This is a genomic window from Salinicoccus halitifaciens, from assembly GCF_021026095.1.
In the GTDB taxonomy this organism is placed as follows: domain Bacteria; phylum Bacillota; class Bacilli; order Staphylococcales; family Salinicoccaceae; genus Lacicoccus; species Lacicoccus halitifaciens.
Map to the genome: position 1 here is coordinate 52,331 of NZ_JAJNCU010000008.1, position 19,820 is coordinate 72,150.

General features: G+C 54.8%; 17 protein-coding genes. 10 read left to right on the forward strand and 7 right to left on the reverse strand.

The features are described 5' to 3' along the window. The first annotated feature begins 14 nt into the window (after positions 1-14). Both mgtE and fabI read left to right on the forward strand, forming a co-directional pair. Positions 15-1,391: a magnesium transporter gene (gene mgtE / locus LPW40_RS11800; RefSeq protein WP_230822453.1), complete on the forward strand. Its 1,377-nt coding sequence runs from the start codon at positions 15-17 to the stop codon at positions 1,389-1,391. Between the two features lie 143 nt (positions 1,392-1,534). Next, on the forward strand, positions 1,535-2,302 hold the full coding sequence (gene fabI, locus LPW40_RS11805) for an enoyl-ACP reductase FabI (RefSeq protein ID WP_230822454.1): 768 nt from the start codon (positions 1,535-1,537) through the stop codon (positions 2,300-2,302). Positions 2,303-3,050: 748 nt separating this feature from the next. Here fabI and LPW40_RS11810 read toward each other — a convergent pair. Together LPW40_RS11810 and LPW40_RS11815 are read right to left on the reverse strand one after the other, a co-directional pair. Next, entirely contained in the window at positions 3,051-3,563 is a 513-nt protein-coding gene (locus tag LPW40_RS11810) for a YjcG family protein (protein ID WP_230822455.1), read from the reverse strand. Positions 3,564-3,635: 72 nt separating this feature from the next. Then, on the reverse strand, positions 3,636-4,361 hold the full coding sequence (locus LPW40_RS11815; RefSeq protein ID WP_230822456.1) for an alpha/beta hydrolase: 726 nt from the start codon (positions 4,359-4,361) through the stop codon (positions 3,636-3,638). Positions 4,362-4,543: 182 nt separating this feature from the next. On the opposite strand from LPW40_RS11815, the gene LPW40_RS11820 reads away from it, so the two are divergent. Continuing rightward, positions 4,544-5,653, forward strand: a complete 1,110-nt coding sequence (locus tag LPW40_RS11820) for an AI-2E family transporter (protein ID WP_230822457.1) — start codon at positions 4,544-4,546, stop codon at positions 5,651-5,653. A 50-nt stretch (positions 5,654-5,703) separates the two neighbouring features. On the opposite strand, the gene LPW40_RS11825 is transcribed toward LPW40_RS11820, so the two are convergent. The 3 genes from LPW40_RS11825 to LPW40_RS11835 are packed head-to-tail and all read right to left on the reverse strand — an operon-like array spanning position 5,704 to position 8,770. Then, entirely contained in the window at positions 5,704-7,278 is a 1,575-nt protein-coding gene (locus LPW40_RS11825; protein ID WP_230822458.1) for an ABC transporter permease, read from the reverse strand. Further along, positions 7,275-8,156, reverse strand: coding sequence for an ABC transporter ATP-binding protein (locus tag LPW40_RS11830; RefSeq protein ID WP_230822459.1), 882 nt, complete (start codon positions 8,154-8,156; stop codon positions 7,275-7,277). The genes LPW40_RS11825 and LPW40_RS11830 overlap by 4 nt, the downstream gene beginning before the upstream one ends. Continuing rightward, the gene (locus LPW40_RS11835) at positions 8,153-8,770 is read right to left on the reverse strand and encodes a TetR/AcrR family transcriptional regulator (RefSeq protein ID WP_230822460.1); all 618 of its coding nucleotides are present in this window, start codon (positions 8,768-8,770) and stop codon (positions 8,153-8,155) included. The genes LPW40_RS11830 and LPW40_RS11835 overlap by 4 nt, the downstream gene beginning before the upstream one ends. A gap of 123 nt (positions 8,771-8,893) precedes the next feature. Here LPW40_RS11835 and LPW40_RS11840 point away from each other — a divergent pair, with 123 nt between their 5' ends. The 3 genes from LPW40_RS11840 (at position 8,894) to LPW40_RS11850 (ending at position 12,244) form a co-directional block, all read left to right on the forward strand. Next, positions 8,894-9,631, forward strand: a complete 738-nt coding sequence (locus LPW40_RS11840; protein ID WP_230822461.1) for a M23 family metallopeptidase — start codon at positions 8,894-8,896, stop codon at positions 9,629-9,631. Positions 9,632-9,728: 97 nt separating this feature from the next. Further along, on the forward strand, positions 9,729-10,499 hold the full coding sequence (locus tag LPW40_RS11845) for a gluconate 2-dehydrogenase subunit 3 family protein (protein ID WP_230822462.1): 771 nt from the start codon (positions 9,729-9,731) through the stop codon (positions 10,497-10,499). A gap of 17 nt (positions 10,500-10,516) precedes the next feature. Further along, positions 10,517-12,244, forward strand: coding sequence for a GMC family oxidoreductase (locus tag LPW40_RS11850; RefSeq protein ID WP_230822463.1), 1,728 nt, complete (start codon positions 10,517-10,519; stop codon positions 12,242-12,244). 219 nt (positions 12,245-12,463) lie between these two features. Here the strand turns inward: LPW40_RS11850 and LPW40_RS11855 are convergent, their stop codons facing one another. Beyond that, positions 12,464-12,874 (reverse strand): hypothetical protein, encoded by a 411-nt coding sequence (locus LPW40_RS11855; protein WP_230822464.1) that lies wholly within the window; start codon positions 12,872-12,874, stop codon positions 12,464-12,466. Positions 12,875-12,949: 75 nt separating this feature from the next. Between LPW40_RS11855 and tatC the strand changes: the two genes are divergently transcribed. Next, entirely contained in the window at positions 12,950-13,750 is an 801-nt protein-coding gene (gene tatC / locus LPW40_RS11860) for a twin-arginine translocase subunit TatC (RefSeq protein WP_230822465.1), read from the forward strand. Positions 13,751-13,806: 56 nt separating this feature from the next. After that, entirely contained in the window at positions 13,807-14,706 is a 900-nt protein-coding gene (gene galU / locus LPW40_RS11865) for a UTP--glucose-1-phosphate uridylyltransferase GalU (protein ID WP_230822466.1), read from the forward strand. 505 nt (positions 14,707-15,211) lie between these two features. Here galU and LPW40_RS11870 read toward each other — a convergent pair. Further along, positions 15,212-16,411, reverse strand: coding sequence for an MFS transporter (locus LPW40_RS11870; protein ID WP_230822467.1), 1,200 nt, complete (start codon positions 16,409-16,411; stop codon positions 15,212-15,214). A gap of 119 nt (positions 16,412-16,530) precedes the next feature. On the opposite strand from LPW40_RS11870, the gene LPW40_RS11875 reads away from it, so the two are divergent. Together LPW40_RS11875 and LPW40_RS11880 are read left to right on the forward strand one after the other, a co-directional pair. Continuing rightward, positions 16,531-18,012, forward strand: a complete 1,482-nt coding sequence (locus LPW40_RS11875) for a UDP-N-acetylmuramoyl-L-alanyl-D-glutamate--2,6-diaminopimelate ligase (RefSeq protein ID WP_230822468.1) — start codon at positions 16,531-16,533, stop codon at positions 18,010-18,012. 19 nt (positions 18,013-18,031) lie between these two features. After that, a complete protein-coding gene (locus LPW40_RS11880; RefSeq protein ID WP_230822469.1) occupies positions 18,032-19,594 on the forward strand; it encodes a peptide chain release factor 3 in 1,563 nt (520 codons plus the stop codon). Positions 19,595-19,820 lie beyond the last annotated feature (226 nt).

Below are 19,820 nucleotides of genomic sequence, written 5' to 3' on the forward strand. Positions count from 1 at the left end.
AGGGGGTGGGCTTGATGCCGGAGATCGAAGAGATGACAGAGATAGAAATTGAATACGATGCATTGCTCACCCAGCTTCGGGACAATGATATAGACGGCTTCAGGGAAGCCTTCCTCGATCTGCACACTTATGAGCAGAGCGAGTTTTACCTGGGCCTCGATGAAGCGGACAGGAACCTCCTGTACGAGATGCTCTCACCGGAAGAAGTCTCTATGTTCTTCGATACGATGGAGATCGATGATGACGAGAGCTACGATGAACTGTTCGAGACGATGGATTCCCACTATGCCGCGGAAATGATCGGGAAGATGCAGTATGACAACGCGGCCGACATCTTAAACGAATTGCCGAAGTCGAAAGTCACGACATTCCTTACATTGATGGACAGGGAGGATGCGTCACAGATCCGCAGCCTCCTGAACTACGAGGAGGACACAGCCGGCGGTATCATGACGACGGAATTCGTGAGCCTCGATTCGACGATGACCGTCCGGGAGGCCATGCGCCATCTGAAGGAAGTCGCCCAGTTCTCGGAGACGATCTATTATGTATTCATCGTCGACGAGCGCCGGAAGCTCGCAGGCATCATGTCCCTCCGGGAACTGATCGTCGCCGATGATGATGAGTACATCGGCGACATCATGAACGAACGTGTCGTTTCGGTCCTCGTATCGGACGACCAGGAGGAAGTGGCGCAGATCATGCGTGACTACGACTTCCTGGCACTGCCGGTGCTGGATTACCAGGACCACCTCGTCGGCATCATCACCGCCGATGACATCATGGACGTCATCGATGAAGAGGCAAGCGAAGACTACTCCCGCCTTGCGGGTATGAGTGAATCCGAAAGCACTTCGGACACCTCGTGGCAAACGGCGAAAAAACGCCTGCCCTGGCTGGTCGGCCTGACTTTCATGGGCATGATCACAGCGGGGATGCTGTCATTCTTCGAAGACACGCTGGCGCAGGTCGTCCTGCTCGGCGCCTTCATCCCGTTGATTGCAGGCATGGCGGGCAACACCGGGACCCAGTCGCTCGCCGTCGTGGTGCGGGGCATCGCGACCGGTGAAGTGAGTGCCTCATCCAAGGTGAAGCTCGTATTCCGGGAAGTCGGTTCCGGCGTGATCACCGGCCTGACCTGCGGTGTACTGATCTACCTCATCATCGTGGTGCTCTACCAGGAGCCGGTCCTCGGGATGATCGTCGCCTTCAGCCTGTTTGTCGCCATGACTGTTGCGACATTCATCGGCACCGTCGTGCCTATGTTCATGAACAAAGTGGGCATAGACCCGGCAGTCGCGAGCGGTCCGTTCATCACGACGGGTAATGACATCGTGAGCCTGATGATTTATTTCGCCCTGGCGAATACATTCATGGCAGCATTGATGTAAGTGGGCGATCACGGTTGTGATGGTTTTATTTTTCAGTGATGCATTATGATAAGTGTTGCATTTTGGTGTCATTATTAGTAAATTAGTAGTAGGTACTAATAACAAGCGATAAAAACATTCGTTTCAATAAAGGAGACTTGACCATGAATTTAGAAGGCAAAACTTATGTCATCATGGGTGTTGCGAACAAGCGCAGCATCGCATGGGGCGCAGCACGTGCACTGGACAGCATGGGTGCAAAACTCGTATTCACGATACTGAACGAGCGTTTCCGCAGGGAGCTCGACAAGCTTCTCGGCGACCTTCAGGGCGACCATGACATCATCGTCGAGTGCGATGTGTCGAAGGATGAGGAAGTCGAGCGTGCGTTCGACGAAATCAAGGAGAAGACCGGCGGCGTCGACGGTGTCCTCCACGCGATCGCGTATGCGAACAAGGATGAGCTGCAGGGCGGCTACAGCGAAACTTCACGTGAAGGATTCGCGCTGGCACTCGATATCAGTGCATACTCACTTGCGATCGTTGCGAAGCATGCGAAGAAGGCATTCAATCCGGGCGCGAGCCTTGTGACGATGACTTACCTCGGCGGCGAACGCGCAATGCCGAACTACAACGTCATGGGCGTTGCGAAGGCGGCGCTCGATGCGAGCGTACGCTACCTGGCGCTCGACCTCGGTGAAGACGGCTACCGCGTGAACGCGGTGTCCGCGGGACCGATCCGTACACTGAGCTCTTCCGCAGTCGGCGAGTTCAAGACGATTTTGAAAGAAATCGAACAGCGTGCACCATTGAAGCGCAACGTCGACCAGCTTGAAGTCGGCAACGCCGTCGCCTTCCTCTTGAGCGACCTCGCTTCCGGCATCACGGGCGAAATCGTCCACGTCGATTCCGGCGCAAACATCATGGCATAATAGTGAAAATAAAACCGGTACCCTCGCAAGAAGCGGGGGACCGGTTTTTTTGATTTTGCAGGGGGTAAGGTGTGCGTGCGTGGGTCCTCCATCACTTATTGAGTGGGTTGAGTGAGCGATGGGGGCTGTCTACCGCTCATTGAGTTGTGTGAGTGAGATGGGGTCCCCATATCGGCCAAGTGGGCGTTGGTTTGGCCGATGGACGACTCCCATCGGCCAAGTCGAGTCTGGTTCGGCCGGTAAACGCTCCCCATCGGCCAAGTGGATATTGGTTTGGCCGATAGACGGCCCCCATCGGCCAAGTGGATATTGGTTTGGCCGATAGACGGCCCCCATCGGCCAAGTGGGCGCTGGTTTGGCTGATAGAAGTCCCCCATCGGCCAAGTCGAGTCTGGTTTGGCCGATAGACGGTCCCCATCGGCCAAGTGGAAGCTGGTTTGGCCGATAAGATCCTCCAACCGCTCATCGCACGCGCCGGGACGGTCCATTAAGCGCCCAACAGCTCATCGCGCGCGCCGGGACGGTCCGTTAAACGTGCAACAGCTCATCGCACGCGCCGGGACGGTCCGTTAAGCGCCCAACAGCTCATCGCACGCGCCGGGACGGTCCGTTAAGCGCCCAACAGCTCATCGCACGCGCCGGGACGGTCCGATAACCACCGACCGACACACCGCCGCGCACCCCGCACCCCCCTCACAAAAGCAAAAAACCCACAATCTCCATGATTGCGGGCGTAACTGATCGCTATTTATCCTTCGCCGAGTCTGAATGTCTCGGAAACCTGCCACATGCCGTTTTCGAGCTGGTAGGCGAGGCTGATTTTATTCACCGTTTCCTTGTGATGGATGCCGGCCATGCTCAGGTGGCTGAATGTGTCTTCGAATTCCTGCGAAGTCGTACCCTGTGCGAGTGTGAAGTGCGGGACGAAGCTGTGTTTACTCTCGCCGTAGAAGTCGCCGCTGTTCAGGGCATCATGTATTGAAGTCAAAGTTTCGTTCGGCTCGACTTTGAAATAAATCACCGGTGAAGTCGGGGCGAAGCTTGAAACTTTTTTGATTTCTATTTCAGTCGGCTGATGTTCTTTTGCGACCTGCTTCAAATATTTGACGATCTCTTCCTTCTCGCTTGCATCCGCTTCGAATTTCTCCTTCAGCGTAATATGCGGCGGGATGAGCGCATAGTGCGGGTCATATCTTTTTCTGTAACTGTTCACTTTGTCCTGCAATTCTTTTGATGGAAATAAAGCTACACCAAATATCATGGTAATTCCTCCCAATGTCATTTCTTCGATTATTTCGATTATATCAGATTGTTCAAAAATTTCATACAGAAGTTAGGCCAGATAATGCCTGAGCACCTGCTCAAGCTCCGGCTTCCAGGTCTTCCATATATGGCCGCCCTCGAGTTCACGGTATTCGTATTCAAGCGGCTCGGTTTCAAGGAATTCATTCAATTTCCGGTTCGGTGTGAGGAAATCGGCCTGCTCCCCCATGATCGTCTCAAAATCATCTTCCTCGAGCCCGATGGTGTGATAGAGATTGAGCTGCATCAGGTTCGGCTGATTTTCAAACCGCTTGATGAAGTCATCATCCACAAACGGGCTGAAAGCCACCGCATTCGGGAATGTGGTCGGATACTGGAGTGCCACGCTGAAGGCGAAAGTGCCGGCGAGGGATTCCCCCATGAGCACACGCGAATTGGCCATCTCCAAAGTCTTGAAATTGCTGTCGATCCATTTGATCAGCTCGCGGCCGACGAAGGTCACCATGTTTTCATGATGTTTTCCGTTCGGACTGAAATAGTGGTTCCGCCATTCGACGTCCGGGTAGGGCACCCCGACGATGATCGCCCGGTCGATCTCCTCATTTTCACGAAGCTTCTGATAGAGCCGCTCGATCTGGCCGTACCTGAAGAAATCCTGGGAATCGAATGTGATGATCACATTATACCTGTACAGATCACTGAAATTCTTCGGCAGATAATATTGCACTTCGAACGTTTCCCCGCACACTTCGGACTCCACTTCCGCGGTGTGGATCTTTCCTGCAGTCATATCCATGCTAACCCCTCCTTATGTAATATTGTAACAATTCCGGCCCCGGATGAACATAGGGGTACAATATTGATTATCCCCTTTATTTCATGAAACAAAACGGAAAAGGGGGAGAAATGTTTTTTGAATACCGAAATTTTATGATACACTTTATAAAAATACTTACTAATTTTTAAGGAGAAGTGCAGATGGCGAATAAAGCATGGTTTCAGTCAGGCGTGGCGATCATCATCACACTGTTGATCATAATGCTGGTCATACAGGTGCAGGTGGTGTTCGAGCCGCTGTTCACAATTATTGCAACGATCTTCATCCCTGTATTGCTTGGCGGGCTGCTGTATTACATCACACAGCCGATCCAGAGCTTTTTGGAAAAAAGGAAAGCCAAGAGGCTGACGGCGATCCTCGCCGTATTCCTGATCATCCTGATCGTGATCAACATACTCGTGATGGTCATCGTCCCGGTCATTTCTGATCAGATCCAGAACCTGGTCCAGCGCATGCCGGCACTGCAGCGTGATTTCCAGAACATACTCGCATTCCTGTCATCCCAGAGGGAGGAACTGCCATTCGATGTCGATATCGAAGGATTCACCGAAAACCTGCTCGACCAGAGTGGTGAAATCGTCAGCAACATCGCGAGCAACGCCATCTCCATCCTGACGAGCACGGTCAGCGTGATACTGACACTGGTCCTTGTGCCGTTCTTTTATTTCTTCATGCTGAAGGACCATGAGAAATTCGTCCCGGCGATGGTGTCACCGTTCTCCGGCACTGTAAAGCAGTTCCTGACCGAGTGGCTCTACGACGTCGACCGCACGCTCCGTTCATTCATACAGGGGCAGGTGCTGGTCAGCTTCATACTCGGCGTCATACTCTACATCGGCTATACGATCATCGGCCTTGAATACGCACTGCTCCTCGGGATGCTCGCACTCTTCCTGAACGTCATACCGTTCATCGGACCGTGGCTTGCATTCGCACCGGCGGGGATACTCGCCCTGATACAGAGTCCGATCATGTTCGTCTGGGTCGCGATCATCACATTGATCGCCCAGCAGATCGAAAGCAACCTGATCACACCGAACGTCATGGGGCAGTCACTGAAACTGCATCCGCTCACAGTCATCGTCGTGGTGCTCGCAGCAGGGAACATCGCCGGATTCATCGGCATGCTCGTCGCGATCCCGACATACGCCGTGATCAAGACAAGCATCCAGAACATCTGGCGCTACCGCAAGGCGCTCCAGAATACGCTGCTGACCGACGTCCAGCCGCATCTGAAAAAACATGACTGATAAAAAGGAACCCGGGCCGCAGCAGCGGTCCGGGTTTTTCATGTCCAAAATCAGCCGAGGTCACGTTTCCTGTAAAGAAACAGCCCTGCGGCAAATAAAACCACCGCTGCGATGAAGACACCGCCCGCAGCCACCCAGTCCATCTCATTGACCGTCACATTCTCCAGATAATGGAACGGCGTCGCCATATGGAGCATCTCCGGCAGCTCGACCAGGTTCCCGAGGTATGCCACGAAGAACATATAGCCGACATAGAGCCAGATCAACTTGAACAAACCGTTCGACAGCCCGAGCAGCAGTACACCGATGCCGACGGCCGCCGCGATGGCGGTGAAGTAGTTCAGGCTCGCAAGCATATAATCACCGAGCGTCACGCCGATGTCATCGACATTCATGCTCGCAAGATGCATGCCGAGCGTCGTGAGCACCATACCGATGAGCGCGACCAGCAGGCTCAGGATCCAGTGCGTGACGAGCACCAGGGTGCGTGAAAACCTGCTTTCAAGCGTCCCGGAATCCACCACTTCAAGCCGGGCCGTATTCTCCTCGCGCAGCACCCTGCCGATGATCATCACAGCGGGTATCGCCGTGATCACCGTCGTGATGATCAGTATCATATTGATGAAGAACATCACAGGATCATCGATGGCACCCGCTTCAACGGCGGCCGAAAGCATTTCATTCCCGGAAATCATCTCCTCGAGATCCCCGAAAATCGAACCGTACGTCAGCCCGATCACGAACATGCCGGCGAGCCACGAAATGATCATCGTCCGCATGTTGCGGAGCGCAAGCCCCGGATACGATCCGATGTTCCGCGTCCGCCTGTCGCCGCGCCCCTTCAGGTATGCGCCGCCGAGGTCCCTCCGGGAGAATAAAAACCATCCGGCCAAAGCGAAGACGGCGACCAGCAGGAACGGAAGCAGCCATGTGAAATCATTCTCGGCATACGGGTACATCCGCGTCAGCCAGTTGTACGGCGAGATGACGGAATAGGCCATATCCGCGACATCCGTGACCGCCCGGTACAGGAACATGATGACAAGTATCGAAAGCGTGATCCCGAACGTCAGGTCGGCGGATGAAAGAAGTGCACCGAAGAACAGTGTCAGCATGTAGAACAGCATGCCGAACAGTGCAAGCCCTGCACTGTAGAGCAGGTTCCCCTCATTATTGAACGACTCCAGGCCGAGGAGGGAGAGCCCTGCATAGTTGATGACAAAAGCAATCAGGTTGATCAGCACCCCGAGCATCACCTGGTTGACGTAGAGCGTACGTTTGCTGACGCCGCCGCTGATGAGGTATTCGGTGAGGCCGTCATCTTCTGCCTTCCTCCCGACGGAATTTGCGATCAGTATGCCGAAGATTCCGTGGAGGAGCGCCATGAAGAGCAGCATCTGATGGCTGAATGAAACGGCGGTCGTATACGCCGCATCCGGGAGGGGGCCGATGAGTGCGACCATCGCCGGGTTGTCAAGCGTCGCTTCGATCGAGCGCAGTTCCTCCTCTGTTGAGTACAGGTCGTCGAAGACCGGGGCAAAGCCCACAGACATGCCGCATAGGATGATGAGCCACATGATCACCCTGAAGCGGACCTGCTTTGCCAGAAGTCTGAAGTGGGTCATGATTTATCCTCATAATAGCGCATGAATATGTCCTCAAGTTTGGGTGGCTCGGTGACTAGGTAGGTGATCCTCTTACTGCTGATGTCCGACATGAAGTCCGCGACCTTGTCGTTGTCGACCATGAGATGCGTATTGCCGCCCTCGGTCCTGAAATCATGGGCATAGCTTTTCCCTTCAAGGAAGGAGAGGTCGTCCTCCGAAGACAGTATATATTCGATCCGCGTGATATGGCTGAGGTCTGCGAGCTTCCCGGTCTCGATGATCTTCCCTTCGCGTATGATGGCGATCCTGTCCGCGAGCTTCTCGACTTCTGACAGTATATGACTCGACAGCAGCACGCTCTTGCCGGCATCGCGTGCGGCAAGGATCTCCTGGTGGAACACGCGCTCCATCAGCGGGTCGAGACCGGTCGTCGGTTCATCGAATATTAAAAGGTCCGCATCCGATAACAGCGCGCTGATCAGTGCCACTTTCTGGCGGTTGCCCTTTGAGTAGGTCTTGCACTTTTTCCTGGCATCCAGCCGGAACTTTTCGATGAGCGCATCACGCATCTCAACATCCTTGAACCCGCGCATCTTCATGAAGAAGTTGATCACTTCCATCCCGGTCAGGTTGGGCCACAGATTGACGTCCCCAGGCACATAGCTGATGTTTTCGATGTAGCGCCTGCTTTTCTTTATATCCTCGCCCTTGAAGTAGATCGTCCCCGACGTCTCCTTCAAGGCGCCGATGATCATCCGGATCGTCGTCGACTTGCCGGCGCCGTTCGGCCCGATGAAGCCGAAGACTTCGCCTTCCCGTATGTCGATGGACACGTTCTCCGCCGCACGGACCTTCCCGAAATGTTTGGAGACGTTCTCCAGTGTCAGTATGCTCATTGGTATTCCTCCTTGTAATAGAGTTTCTTCATCGCATCGAGGTAGACTTCGAACTCCTCGAAATATTTTTCGAAATCCCCGGCGCTGCGCGTCGAATCGTCCTCGATGTACTTCGAATAGCCGTCGAACGTCCACATGATGAGCTTCATCAATGTCTCATGGTCGATGTCCTCCCTGAAGTAGCTGTAGTCGATGTCCGCATAGGCGGCCTTGTAGCCTTCTGTGACGAGCTTCTGCTGCAGCTCGCGGTATTTTTCCGGCACGGTGTCCTCAAGATAGACATGTGACAGGAACATCGAAATTTCCGGATGCTTCTCATAATATGCATGCTTCCGCTCCGCAATCGCCGCCGAGCGCTCGATGAACCCCTGACGCGGCAGATCCCAGTCGAGCAGCTCCTCCTGCACTTTCTTCAGCGTATACTCAGTGCACGTGTAATAAACATCTTCCTTATTCTCGAAATAGTAGTACAGCATCCCCTTCGACATCCCGGCATCTTTTACGATCCTGTTGGTCGAGGCATCCTTGTAGCCGTAGTTCGCGAACTCGTTCAGCGCCGCATTCAAAATCTCCGCCTGCCTTGCGGGATCCAGTTTCCTAAACGCTTCCTTCATACCGGACCTCCTTCATTGACCGGTGTGGTCAATTACATATTACTCCATGTTGACCAGTGTGGTCAATAACTTTATTCACATTTTCCACGATATATGGAATATGACTTTTAAAGGGGAGATTATATGAATCCGATAGACTATCTTGTTTCAAAAGGTTTCAGGATCACGTCCGATCCGACGAAATATGCGTCGAAAATCTGGGGGAAGCGGGATTACACCGTGAACGGCCACAACTATGACGGCTACTGCGGCGGCTACCACCGCGCCTATGATTTGTCGAAACGTCACTTAGCGCCTGTGCCTTCGGTGTGCGACGGCATCGTTTCAGCCGGTACGAAAGCCTACGGCAACTTCGGCGGCACCGTCGTCGTTGCGAATAAAGACCTCGGCATCCAGGTGATCTACGGCCATCTGGCACGGAACTTACCCGTCAGGGTCGGACAGAAGGTGAGGGCCGGTGAGACGATCGGCCGCCAGTCCAATACGAACAACCAGGGCGTCCATATGAACTCGCACCTCCATATCCAATTCCAGAACTACGGCTTCATCCGGGGTGAGCGGAATTTCGTCTGCACGGGCATCGATCCGCTGAAGCTGGTGCTCCATGATGTATGGCCTGAAAATGGAAAGATTGTTACGGACCGGCGGATCAACATGCGCACCTTCCCGAACGTGTGTGCAGCGCGTGCGGGTGTGCTGCCGGCAGGGTCCGAGGTCGCCTTCGACCGGCTGTATGCCGCAGACAGCTACTGGTGGGTGAGGATGCGGTACAAAAAAGCGGTCCGGTTCATGGCGGTGGGGCCGAAAAAGGGTAGCGCTTTCAGGAAAACACCGCTTTGGGGAAGTTTGTTGAAAAATTAGTAATATTCTTTCGATTTATCTCTTTAAAATATATGGAGATGGTGTACAATGAAGTTATATTTATCAGAATAATAAAACATGCAGGGGAGTGGGGTAAATGAGCAATGATGAGAAGCGTTTTTCCAGGCGTGATTTTCTGAAGACGACGGGCGTTGCGACCGGCGGCATCCTCGGCGGCTCGCTGCTCGGCGGGTTCATCGGCTACAACTTCGACCAGAGTCCGCCGGCGACCGAGCCGGAGACGGCTGAACACGGGGAGGAGGCATCGGGCGGCGATAACCACCACACCGGTTATATGTTCTTCACGAAGCACTCCGACAGGGAGACGATCGAAGCGGCGATGGAGCGCATATTCCCGGAGGATGACCTCGGGCCGGGTGCGGCGGCACTCGGTGCGGCATATTTCCTGGACGGCCAGCTTGCGGGCGACTACGGCAGCAACACAAAGGAATATATGCAGGGTCCCTTCTATGAAGGGTCTGCGACACAGGGGTACCAGTCGAGGCTGAACCGGCGGGAGTATTTCACGCTCGGCATACTGAAGCTGAATGAGGTGGCGAACGAGGAATTCGATGCGGACTTCAGGGCACTCGAGCCGGAACAGATGGACGAGATATTGACCCTTTTCCAGGAAGGGGATGTGGACATGGGGGTGCCGGCCCATACAGCGACGGCGCCGGAATTTTTCGGGCTGCTCAGGACGGCGACGCTCGAGGGGGTTTATTCCGACCCGATCTACCGCGGCAACCGCGGCATGGAAGGCTGGAAGATGAAGAACTTCCCGGGGCACCAGATGGCATACATCGAACAGATCGACGACGGGGAGTTCCATGAAATAGATCCGCAGTCGGTCGCTGCAGGACATTAAGGACGGGGGAGAAAATTATGGCAGAAACATTGGATAAAGTGGATGTCGTGACAGTCGGGGTCGGCTGGACCGGCGGCATCGTCGCGGCGGAAGCGGCAAAGGCGGGTTTGTCGGTCGTCGGCCTGGAGCGCGGTAAGAACCGTGGCACGGAAGATTATCAGCATGTGCATGATGAGTACAGGTATGCGATCAGATATGAACTGATGCAGGACACTTCGAAGGAGACGATCACTTTCAGGAACACGCGGGATGAACGCGCGCTGCCGATGCGGCGCATGGGCTCCTTCCTGCTCGGTGAGAACGTCGGCGGTGCGGGGACGCACTGGAACGGGCAGACGTGGCGTTTTTTGCCGTATGATTTTGAAATCCGTTCGATGACGGAGGAGCGCTACGGGGAGGACAAGCTTGGGGATGACAAAGGGTACAGATGGCAGGACTGGGGCATTACATACGATGAACTGGAGCCATACTTCACCCAATTCGACTTGACGATCGGCCTTGCAGGCGAGGAAAACCCGCTCGGCGGCCACCGTTCGGAACCGTTCCCGACGCCGCCGATGATCGAGACACCGATGCTCAAGCTCTTCAACGACGCGGCGAAGGGGATGGGGCTGCATGCCCATATGATGCCGTCCGCGAACATGACCCAGCAGTACACCAACCCGGACGGACAGACGCTGCAGCCGTGCCAGTACTGTGCGTTCTGCGAAAGGTTCGCATGTGAGTACGACGCCAAATCCTCACCGGAGACGACCGTCATCCCGACGGCGCTTGAGACGGGGAATTTCGATATCAGGACGCATGCGAACGTCGTGGAAGTGCTGACGGATGAGGATGACGACAGCCTGGTCAGCGGCGTGCGCTACATCGATACGCTGAGCGGTGAGGAATTCATCCAGCCGGCGGATATCGTCGTCCTGAACAGTTATGTATTCAACAACTATAAATTGCTGCGAGTTTCCGATATCGGCGAGCAGTACGATCCGGAGACCGAGGAAGGCACGCTCGGCAGGAATTACGGCTACCAGACGTTCGGCGGTGCAAGGGGCTTCTTTGACACCCAGTTCAATACGTTCATGGGCGCAGGTGCACTCGGTGCGGGACTTGATGATTACAACGGGGATGAGTTCGATCATTCGGATCTTGATTTCCTGCACGGCGGGAACATCGCGGTGACGCAGACGGGTTCACGCCCGATCGCGACAAACATCACCCGCCCGGACACACCGAGCTGGGGCGCTGAATTCAAGAAGGAGACGATAGAGAACTACACGCGGACGATCCGTGTGCAGGGCCAGTGCGCGACGACGCCGCACAAGGACAACTACCTCGACCTCGATGAAGAGTACACCGACGCATACGGGCTGCCGCTCGTCCAGCTGACCTACAACTTCACGGACTCCGACCGGACGAGGACGAAGTACCTCGCCGACAGGTGCGGTGAAATACTGGAGGAGATGGGTGCCAATGAAGTCGTGGTCGATGAGGAGATCGGCGATTATGACATCGTGCCGTACCAGTCGACGCACAACACCGGCGGCACCGTGATGGGTGATGATCCGGAGACGAGCGTCGTCAACAACTGGCTGCAGCACTGGGACCGCGACAACCTGTTCGTCGTCGGTGCGGGCAACTTCCCGCACAACAGCGGCTACAACCCGACATCCACAGTCGGCGCACTAGCATACCGCTGTGCCGAAGGCGTCATAACATACAGCGAAGACGGTGGAAGACTTGAAGATTGATGACTGATGAAGGCCGGCTGCATGAGTGCAGCCGGTTTTTTGCGGGACGGGGCCGGGTTAACGGATGCTCGCCGGGTAAACGAGCAGGTGATAGACTTCCAACGGATGCTCGTCCGGGAAACGAGCAGGTGATAGACTTCCAACGGATGCTCGTCGGTAAAACGAGCATCTGTTAAATAAAAAAACGCCTGCAAGCCGGAGCCTGCAGACGCGTATAGATCATTTTTTCCTCTGCCGCGGTGTCCCCTGTCCGCCGGTCAGGTCTTTATCCATCTCATATAGTAAACTGTTGATGATGGTCTGGATATAAGCCTCGACCAGGAAATAGGCGACGATGGAGTAGACGATGATGACGCCGACGAGCAGGATATTGCTCTGGACGACGCCGATGACGATGGCGGGAAGCAGCACCAGCCCGATGAAAAGGATGAGCATCGCGATGCGGTATGTCCTGATCGTCCCCTGTGCCGATTTGATCTGCGGGGCGTACTTATCATTAACTTCTTCGTAATCCAAAGCTCTGTTGTCGCGGTAGACATTCGTGATTTTCACAGAACCGTCGTAGGAATCTTCAGTGTAGCGCAAGTCCATATGTCCGTTGTCCCATGTCAACATTTTAAAAAATGACATTCCCATGCACCTCAATATAGAATATATTTTATACTTATTATAGACTATATAAAAACATATTACAAAACCAATAGTTTGAAAATTTCGATATCAAAGGCGGGTGATCGTATCGTACAGGAAAACAAAATTGAGAATAAAGACCGGAAGCCGGCCGAAGACGCCATCGTCGATTCGGTCGACACCTTCTCAGGGCATCTCGAAGCGCTCCGTGCGGTGCTGATCAAGTCCGCCATCACCATCGCAGTCGTATTCATCATCATCTTCATGACCGTCAGCTGGTGGTTCGGCTTCATCGGAAAGGGTGCGGACATCGTCGTCATGGGGCCGTTCGAAGTGATCCGGTTTTATTTCCGCACCTCAGGGGCAATCAGCATCGGCCTCTCGATACCGTTCATGCTCTACTACTTATGGCAGTTCGTGCAGCCGCGGCTGATCCCGAAGGATGCGCGGATCATGCATACGATGCTCCCGCTGATGATCGTGCTGTTTTTGGTCGGGCTGCTGTTCGGCTATTTCGTCGTCCATCCGATCAGCTATTTTGCGCTCATCAATATGGGTGAGCAGAATTTCGATGTGCTGATCACGGCGGATGAGTACATGTCGTTCCTGCTGGTGACGACGATCCCGCTCGGACTCGTGTTCCAATTGCCGCTGGTGGTTTTATTCCTGAATTATCTTGAGCTGCTGGACTCGGAGCTGATGCGGAGTATCAGGAAGTTTGCGTACTTCGGGCTGCTCGTGATCACGGCGCTGATCGCGCCGCCGGACATTTTCTCACACCTCCTCACACTGACGCCGATGATCCTCCTGTATGAGTTCAGCATCCTGCTCGTTAAGCGCAAGGAGAAGCGGGACCGTTTGAAAGAGGAAGTTTAGAGGTATACTATGTTAATATTTAAAATAAAGTTTGCGAATTGCAGGAGGCGTGTATTTTGAGTCAGAAAGTCAGAAAAGCAGTCATACCGGCGGCGGGCCTCGGGACGAGGTTTTTGCCGGCGACCAAGGCGATGCCGAAGGAGATGATCCCGATCCTCGATAAGCCGACCATCCAGTACATTGTGGAAGAAGCGGTGGCCGCAGGCATCGAGGACATCATCATCGTCACGGGACGTCACAAGCGTGCGATCGAGGACCATTTCGATCATCAGGTCGAGCTCGAGCTCGCACTGAAGGAAAAAGGGAAATATGAATTACTTGAAAAAGTCGAACATTCGACGGGACTTGCCAACATATTCTATGTCAGGCAGAAGGCGCCGAAGGGGCTCGGTCACGCAATAAACACCGCGCGGCAGTTCATCGGCGATGAGCCGTTTGCGGTGCTGCTCGGCGATGACATCGTGGACCACGGCGGGGGCACGCCTGCGATCGGCCAGCTGATCGAGGAGTTCGAGCGGACGGATTCGAGCATCATCGGCGTGAAGACCGTGCCCGAGGCAGACGTGTCAAGGTACGGCATCGTCGAGTATGACGGCTGTTCGGATGATCTTTATCATCTGACGGACCTGTATGAGAAGCCGGACGCGTCCGAAACCGATTCACGCCTCGCGGTGATGGGGAGATATGTCCTCACGCCCGATATTTTTGACGAACTCGGGAAAGGCGTCATCGGTGCCGGCGGCGAGATCCAGCTGACCGACGCCATCGCCGGTCTGATCCATAAGGGAAAAGACGTCTACGCATGCGACTTTGCCGGCGACCGCTACGACGTCGGCCACATGCGCGGCTTCGTCAAGACGACGATCGAATACGCCCTGCGCTCGGAGCACCGCGATGAGGTCATCGAATACATGGAGAATACGCTCGAGCGGTTGAAGCGTGAAGAGTTGAAGTGATTTTAATTGAAAGGGGCAGGCGGATTGAATATCCGTCAGGCTCCTTTTTGTTTTCGGGGAACTTCTATCGGCCAAGTGGGTGCTGGTTTGGCCGATAGACGACCCCCATCGGCCAAGTGGGTGCTCGTTTGGCCGGTAGACGCTTCCCATCGGCCAAGTGAGTGCTGGTTTGGCCGGTAGACGCTTCCCATCGGCCAAGTGAGTGTTGGTTTGGCCGATAGACGACTCCCATCGGCCAAGTGGGTATTGGTTTGGCCGGTAGACGCTTCCCATCGGCCAAGTGGGTACTGATTTGGCCGATAGATTCCGCTCAATCGCTCACCGGGCGTCTCGTTTGATCGATAGAACCCGTCCATCGCTCACTGGGCGCTGCGTTTGAGCGATAGACGCTTCCCACCGCTCACTGGGCATCACGTTTGAGCGATAGAAGCTCGCCAATCATTATAATCCCAACAAAAAAGCTCACTCCCCGGCACAACCGCCGGAGGGTGAGCTTTATTCATCTTCAATTCGTCCGCGATCCCGCACGCCGCGCACGCATGAACATCACGATGTAGTAGATCGTGAGGACCAGGAAGATCAGTCCGCTCGCGATGAGGGTGGCCTTCACGTTGCCGAAGATGTCGGCAGTGAGCCCGCCCACGACGGGGCCGATCATGGCGCCCATGCCCTGGAGGCTGCTGATGAGCCCCCATGACTCCTCTTTCTTCGCCTTCAAGATCGTGCCGGCGAGGTATTTATTCCACGCGGGCAGCATGATGCCGTAGCTCAGCCCGATGAAGCACGCAATCAGGAAGATCACCCACACCGTCTCGAGCGTCGAGAACCAGATGATCCCCGCCGCATAGACGAAGAATCCGGTACAGATAATCACCATCGTGAACCGCGCCGAATATTCGTCGAGCCCGCGTGAGAGCATCGTCATGCTGAAGCCGACGAGCGCGAAAATCACGAGAATAAAGATCGTATACTCGAAGAAACTGAGTTCGAGCAGCCCCGTGATGTACGTCGGCAGCACAGGCAGCAGCATGCCGATGCCGAGCGCCTGCAGCATGATCCCCGGGATGTTCCGCATATGCCGCCTTAAAATCACGAAAATTTCCTTCAAAGGCAGGCGCGGGTTCCTTGAAGAGCCGTTCCGCACGCCCACACTGAATTTCCCCGGAATGAACAGGTAGCCGAGGATGTTCACCGCGACCGCACCGATCATCACATAGACCGCATCATCCCCGATCGCCCCGATGACGAAGTTCATGCTCACCATGCCGGTGCCGAGCCCCGCAAGCCAGCTGAAGAAGATGAACCCCATGTCCTTGCCGCGCGTCGCATCCTCCACATTTGCAAGCGCAAATATCCAGATCGGGCACACCGCGATGCCGAGCAGCGCCGAGGCGAGCAGCAGCACGAAGAAGTCCTGCGAGAATAAAATGATCCCCATCGCAGCGGCCATCAAAACGTATGTCGCCGCCATCGTCCACCTGGCACCGATCTTCCGCATGACGAAGCCGAGCCACGCGTTCGTCGCCGCATCAAAGACGAAATGCACGGTGATCACGATTGACGCAAGCGTCAGCGAGATCGCCTCGATCGACGGCAGGGCGGGCAGATAGCTCAGTACATACATCCCCCGCACCAGTTCCGTCAAAAATAATATGATTGCATATTTCCAGAATAAATTCCTGTGTTCCCTTGTCAATAAACTCACCATCTCACTTATCCATCTGAAAAATGATTTTATCACAACCACATGAAATATGTGTATACTTTCCTTTATGCACAGGGGAATATATTGTATAATATAAAGGTTGAAAGGTGGGACGGTACTTGAATACGAAAACGCTGCTCTCTTTATTGAAAGTTAAAAAAACATACGGCAACTTCCCGGACGCCGTCGAACATATTTCCACAGACTCCCGGGAAGTCGACCGCAACAGCATCTTTGTGGCAATAAAGGGCCATCAGGCCGACGGTTACGACTTCATCCCGGATGCACTCCATGCCGGATGCGGGTTCATCGTGAGCGACAGATATTATGATACCGGCGACGATGCCGGGATAGTGATTGTGAAGGATCCGGAGAAAGTCGGATCACTGTTCGCCGAATATATATATGACTTCCCGCACGAGGCGATGACGATGGTCGGGGTCACCGGGACGAACGGCAAGACGACCGTCTCGACGATGATCCACTCCTTGAGCCGTGCGATGGGCAAGAACAGCGCATACCTCGGCACGAACGGATTCCTGATCAATGAAGACCGCCAAGCGAGCCTCAATACGACGCCGGAATCGGTCCGCCTGCACCACAGGATGGATGAAGCGGCAGGGGCGGGTGCAGAAGTGTTCGCGATGGAAGTGTCGTCCCACGGACTGAAGCTCGGCCGTGTCGCCGGCATCAACTTCGATATCGCGATTTTCACGAACCTCTCGCAGGATCACCTGGACTTCCATCCGACGATGGAGGATTACGGCTTCACGAAGGGGCTTTTATTCTCACAGCTCGGGCAGAACATGAAGGAGCGGAAATACGTCATCCTGAACAACGACGACCCTTGGAGCGGAAAGTACCAGCGCATGACGCCGCATGAAGTGATCACCTACGGGATGGATGAGTCGAGCGATTTTTATCCGACGGACATCGACGGGAGCCTCGAAGGGTTCAACTTCACGCTGAACACACCGGAAGGGGCGTACCATGTGGATTCACCGTTCATCGGCGAATTCAACATCCAGAACCTGATGGCGGCGATCATCAGCGAATGGGTGCAGGGATACGACCTTGAAAAGGTGATTGAAGCGGTGAAGATCATGGATCCGGTCGAGGGCCGGCTGGAAGTGCTCGACAAGACGTTGCCGGTCAACCTGATCATCGATTTCGCCCATACGCCGGATGCGCTCGAGAAGATCATGGATACGGTGAAGCCTTTTGCGGAAGGCCGACTGATCTTCCTCGTCGGCATGACCGGCGAGCGCGACACGACGAAGGCGCACGCGATGGGCGAGATTGCCTCGCGTGCCGATATCGCAATCTACACCCCGGACAATCCGGCGAACGACGACCCCGCCATGCTCGTCGAACTGCTTGAAGCGGGTGCGGGTGCCGACAACTACCGTTCATTCACCGACCGCGAGGAAGGCATACGCTACGCGGTCGATATCAGCGAGCCGGGGGATACGATCGTACTCGCATGCAAGGGCCGCGAGCCGTACCAGATCATGGAGAACTACGTCAAAGTGCCGCACCGCGATGATTTGATCGCACTCGACGCCGCCTACCGCAAGTACCGCCCGGACGAATATTTATGATGTATTAAGGAGATTTTCAATGACTTTAGAAAATGAAATAAAAAGACGCAAGACGTTTGCCATCATCTCGCACCCCGATGCCGGCAAGACGACGCTCACGGAGAAGCTGTTATTATTCGGCGGTGCGATCCGTTCCGCAGGGACGGTCAAGGGCAAGAAGAGCGGCAAGTTCGCGACGAGTGACTGGATGAAGGTCGAGCAGGAGCGTGGCATCAGTGTGACGAGCTCGGTCATGCAGTTTGACTTCGACGGCTATAAGATCAACATACTGGATACGCCGGGACACGAGGATTTCTCGGAAGATACGTACCGGACGCTGATGGCGGTGGACTCCGCCGTCATGGTGATCGATGCGGCAAAAGGCATCGAGCCGCAGACGCTGAAGCTCTTCAAAGTGTGCCGCATGCGCGGCATCCCGATATTCACGTTCATCAACAAGCTCGACCGCATGGGCAAGGAGCCGTTCGAGCTGCTTGAGGAGATCGAATCGACGCTCGAGATCGAGACGTATCCGATGACATGGCCGGTCGGCATGGGCCAGAGCTTCTTCGGCATCATCAACCGGAAGAATAAAGAGATCAACCCCTTCCGCGAAGAGGAGATGCTGAAGCTGAATGATGACTACGAACTGGAGACGCCGCATCCGATCAGCGATGACGAAGCCTTCCAGACGGCAGTCGAAGAATTCATGCTCGTCGAGGAAGCGGGCGATGCATTCGATGAGGAGAAGATCGCCGGCGGTGAACTCACCCCTGTATTCTTCGGCTCCGCGTTATCTACGTTCGGCATCGAGGAATTTTTGGATACTTACGTCGATTTCGCGCCGATGCCGACGCCCCGGAAAACGGAGGCCGGCGACCCGGTCGACCCGACAGACGAGGCATTCACGGGCTTTATTTTCAAAATACAGGCCAATATGGACCCGAAACACCGTGATCGACTCGCGTTCATGCGGGTCGTCAGCGGCAAATTCACCCGCGGCATGGATGCCGTCCTCGCGCGCACCGGGAAGAAGCAGAAGGTGACCCGGGCGACGATGTTCATGGCCGATGACACCGAGACCGTTGAGGAAGCCTATGCGGGCGACATCATCGGCCTCTACGACACCGGCAACTACCAGATCGGCGACACGCTGTACGGCGGGGGCCGCGGCAAGATCGAATTCGAAAACCTGCCGCAGTTCACACCGGAGCTGTTCATGAAAGTGTCCGCGAAGAACGTCATGAAGCAGAAGCACTTCTACAAGGGCATCGAGCAGCTCGTCCAGGAGGGCGCGATCCAGTACTACAAGACGATGCACACCAACCAGCCGATTTTGGGCGCGGTCGGCCAGCTGCAGTTCGAAGTATTCGAACACCGCATGAAGAACGAGTACAACACCGATGTGGTGATGGAGCCGATCGGCAAGAAAATCGCCAGATGGATTGAAAACGAGGAGGACATCAAGGAGAGCATGAACTCCCCGCGCTCCAACCTCGTGCTCGACCGCTACGACAACCAGGTCTTCCTGTTCGAAAATGAATTCGCAACCCGCTGGTTCAGCGAGAAATTCCCGGAAATAAAATTATACAGCCTGCTTTAATGCGCGGCAGCCCGTCCCTTTTTTGGGGATGGGCTTTTTGTGTTGTTGGCGGGACAATCTGTTGGAGGTTTAACAGCTCGTCGCTTGGAGTGGGATGGTCTGTTGGGAGTTTAACGGCTCATCGCGCGGGTCGGGATGGTCCATTGGGCTTTCAATCGGCCAAGTGAGAGTTGGTTTGGCCGGTAAACGCTCCCCATCGGCCAAGTGAGAGTTGGTTTGGCCGATA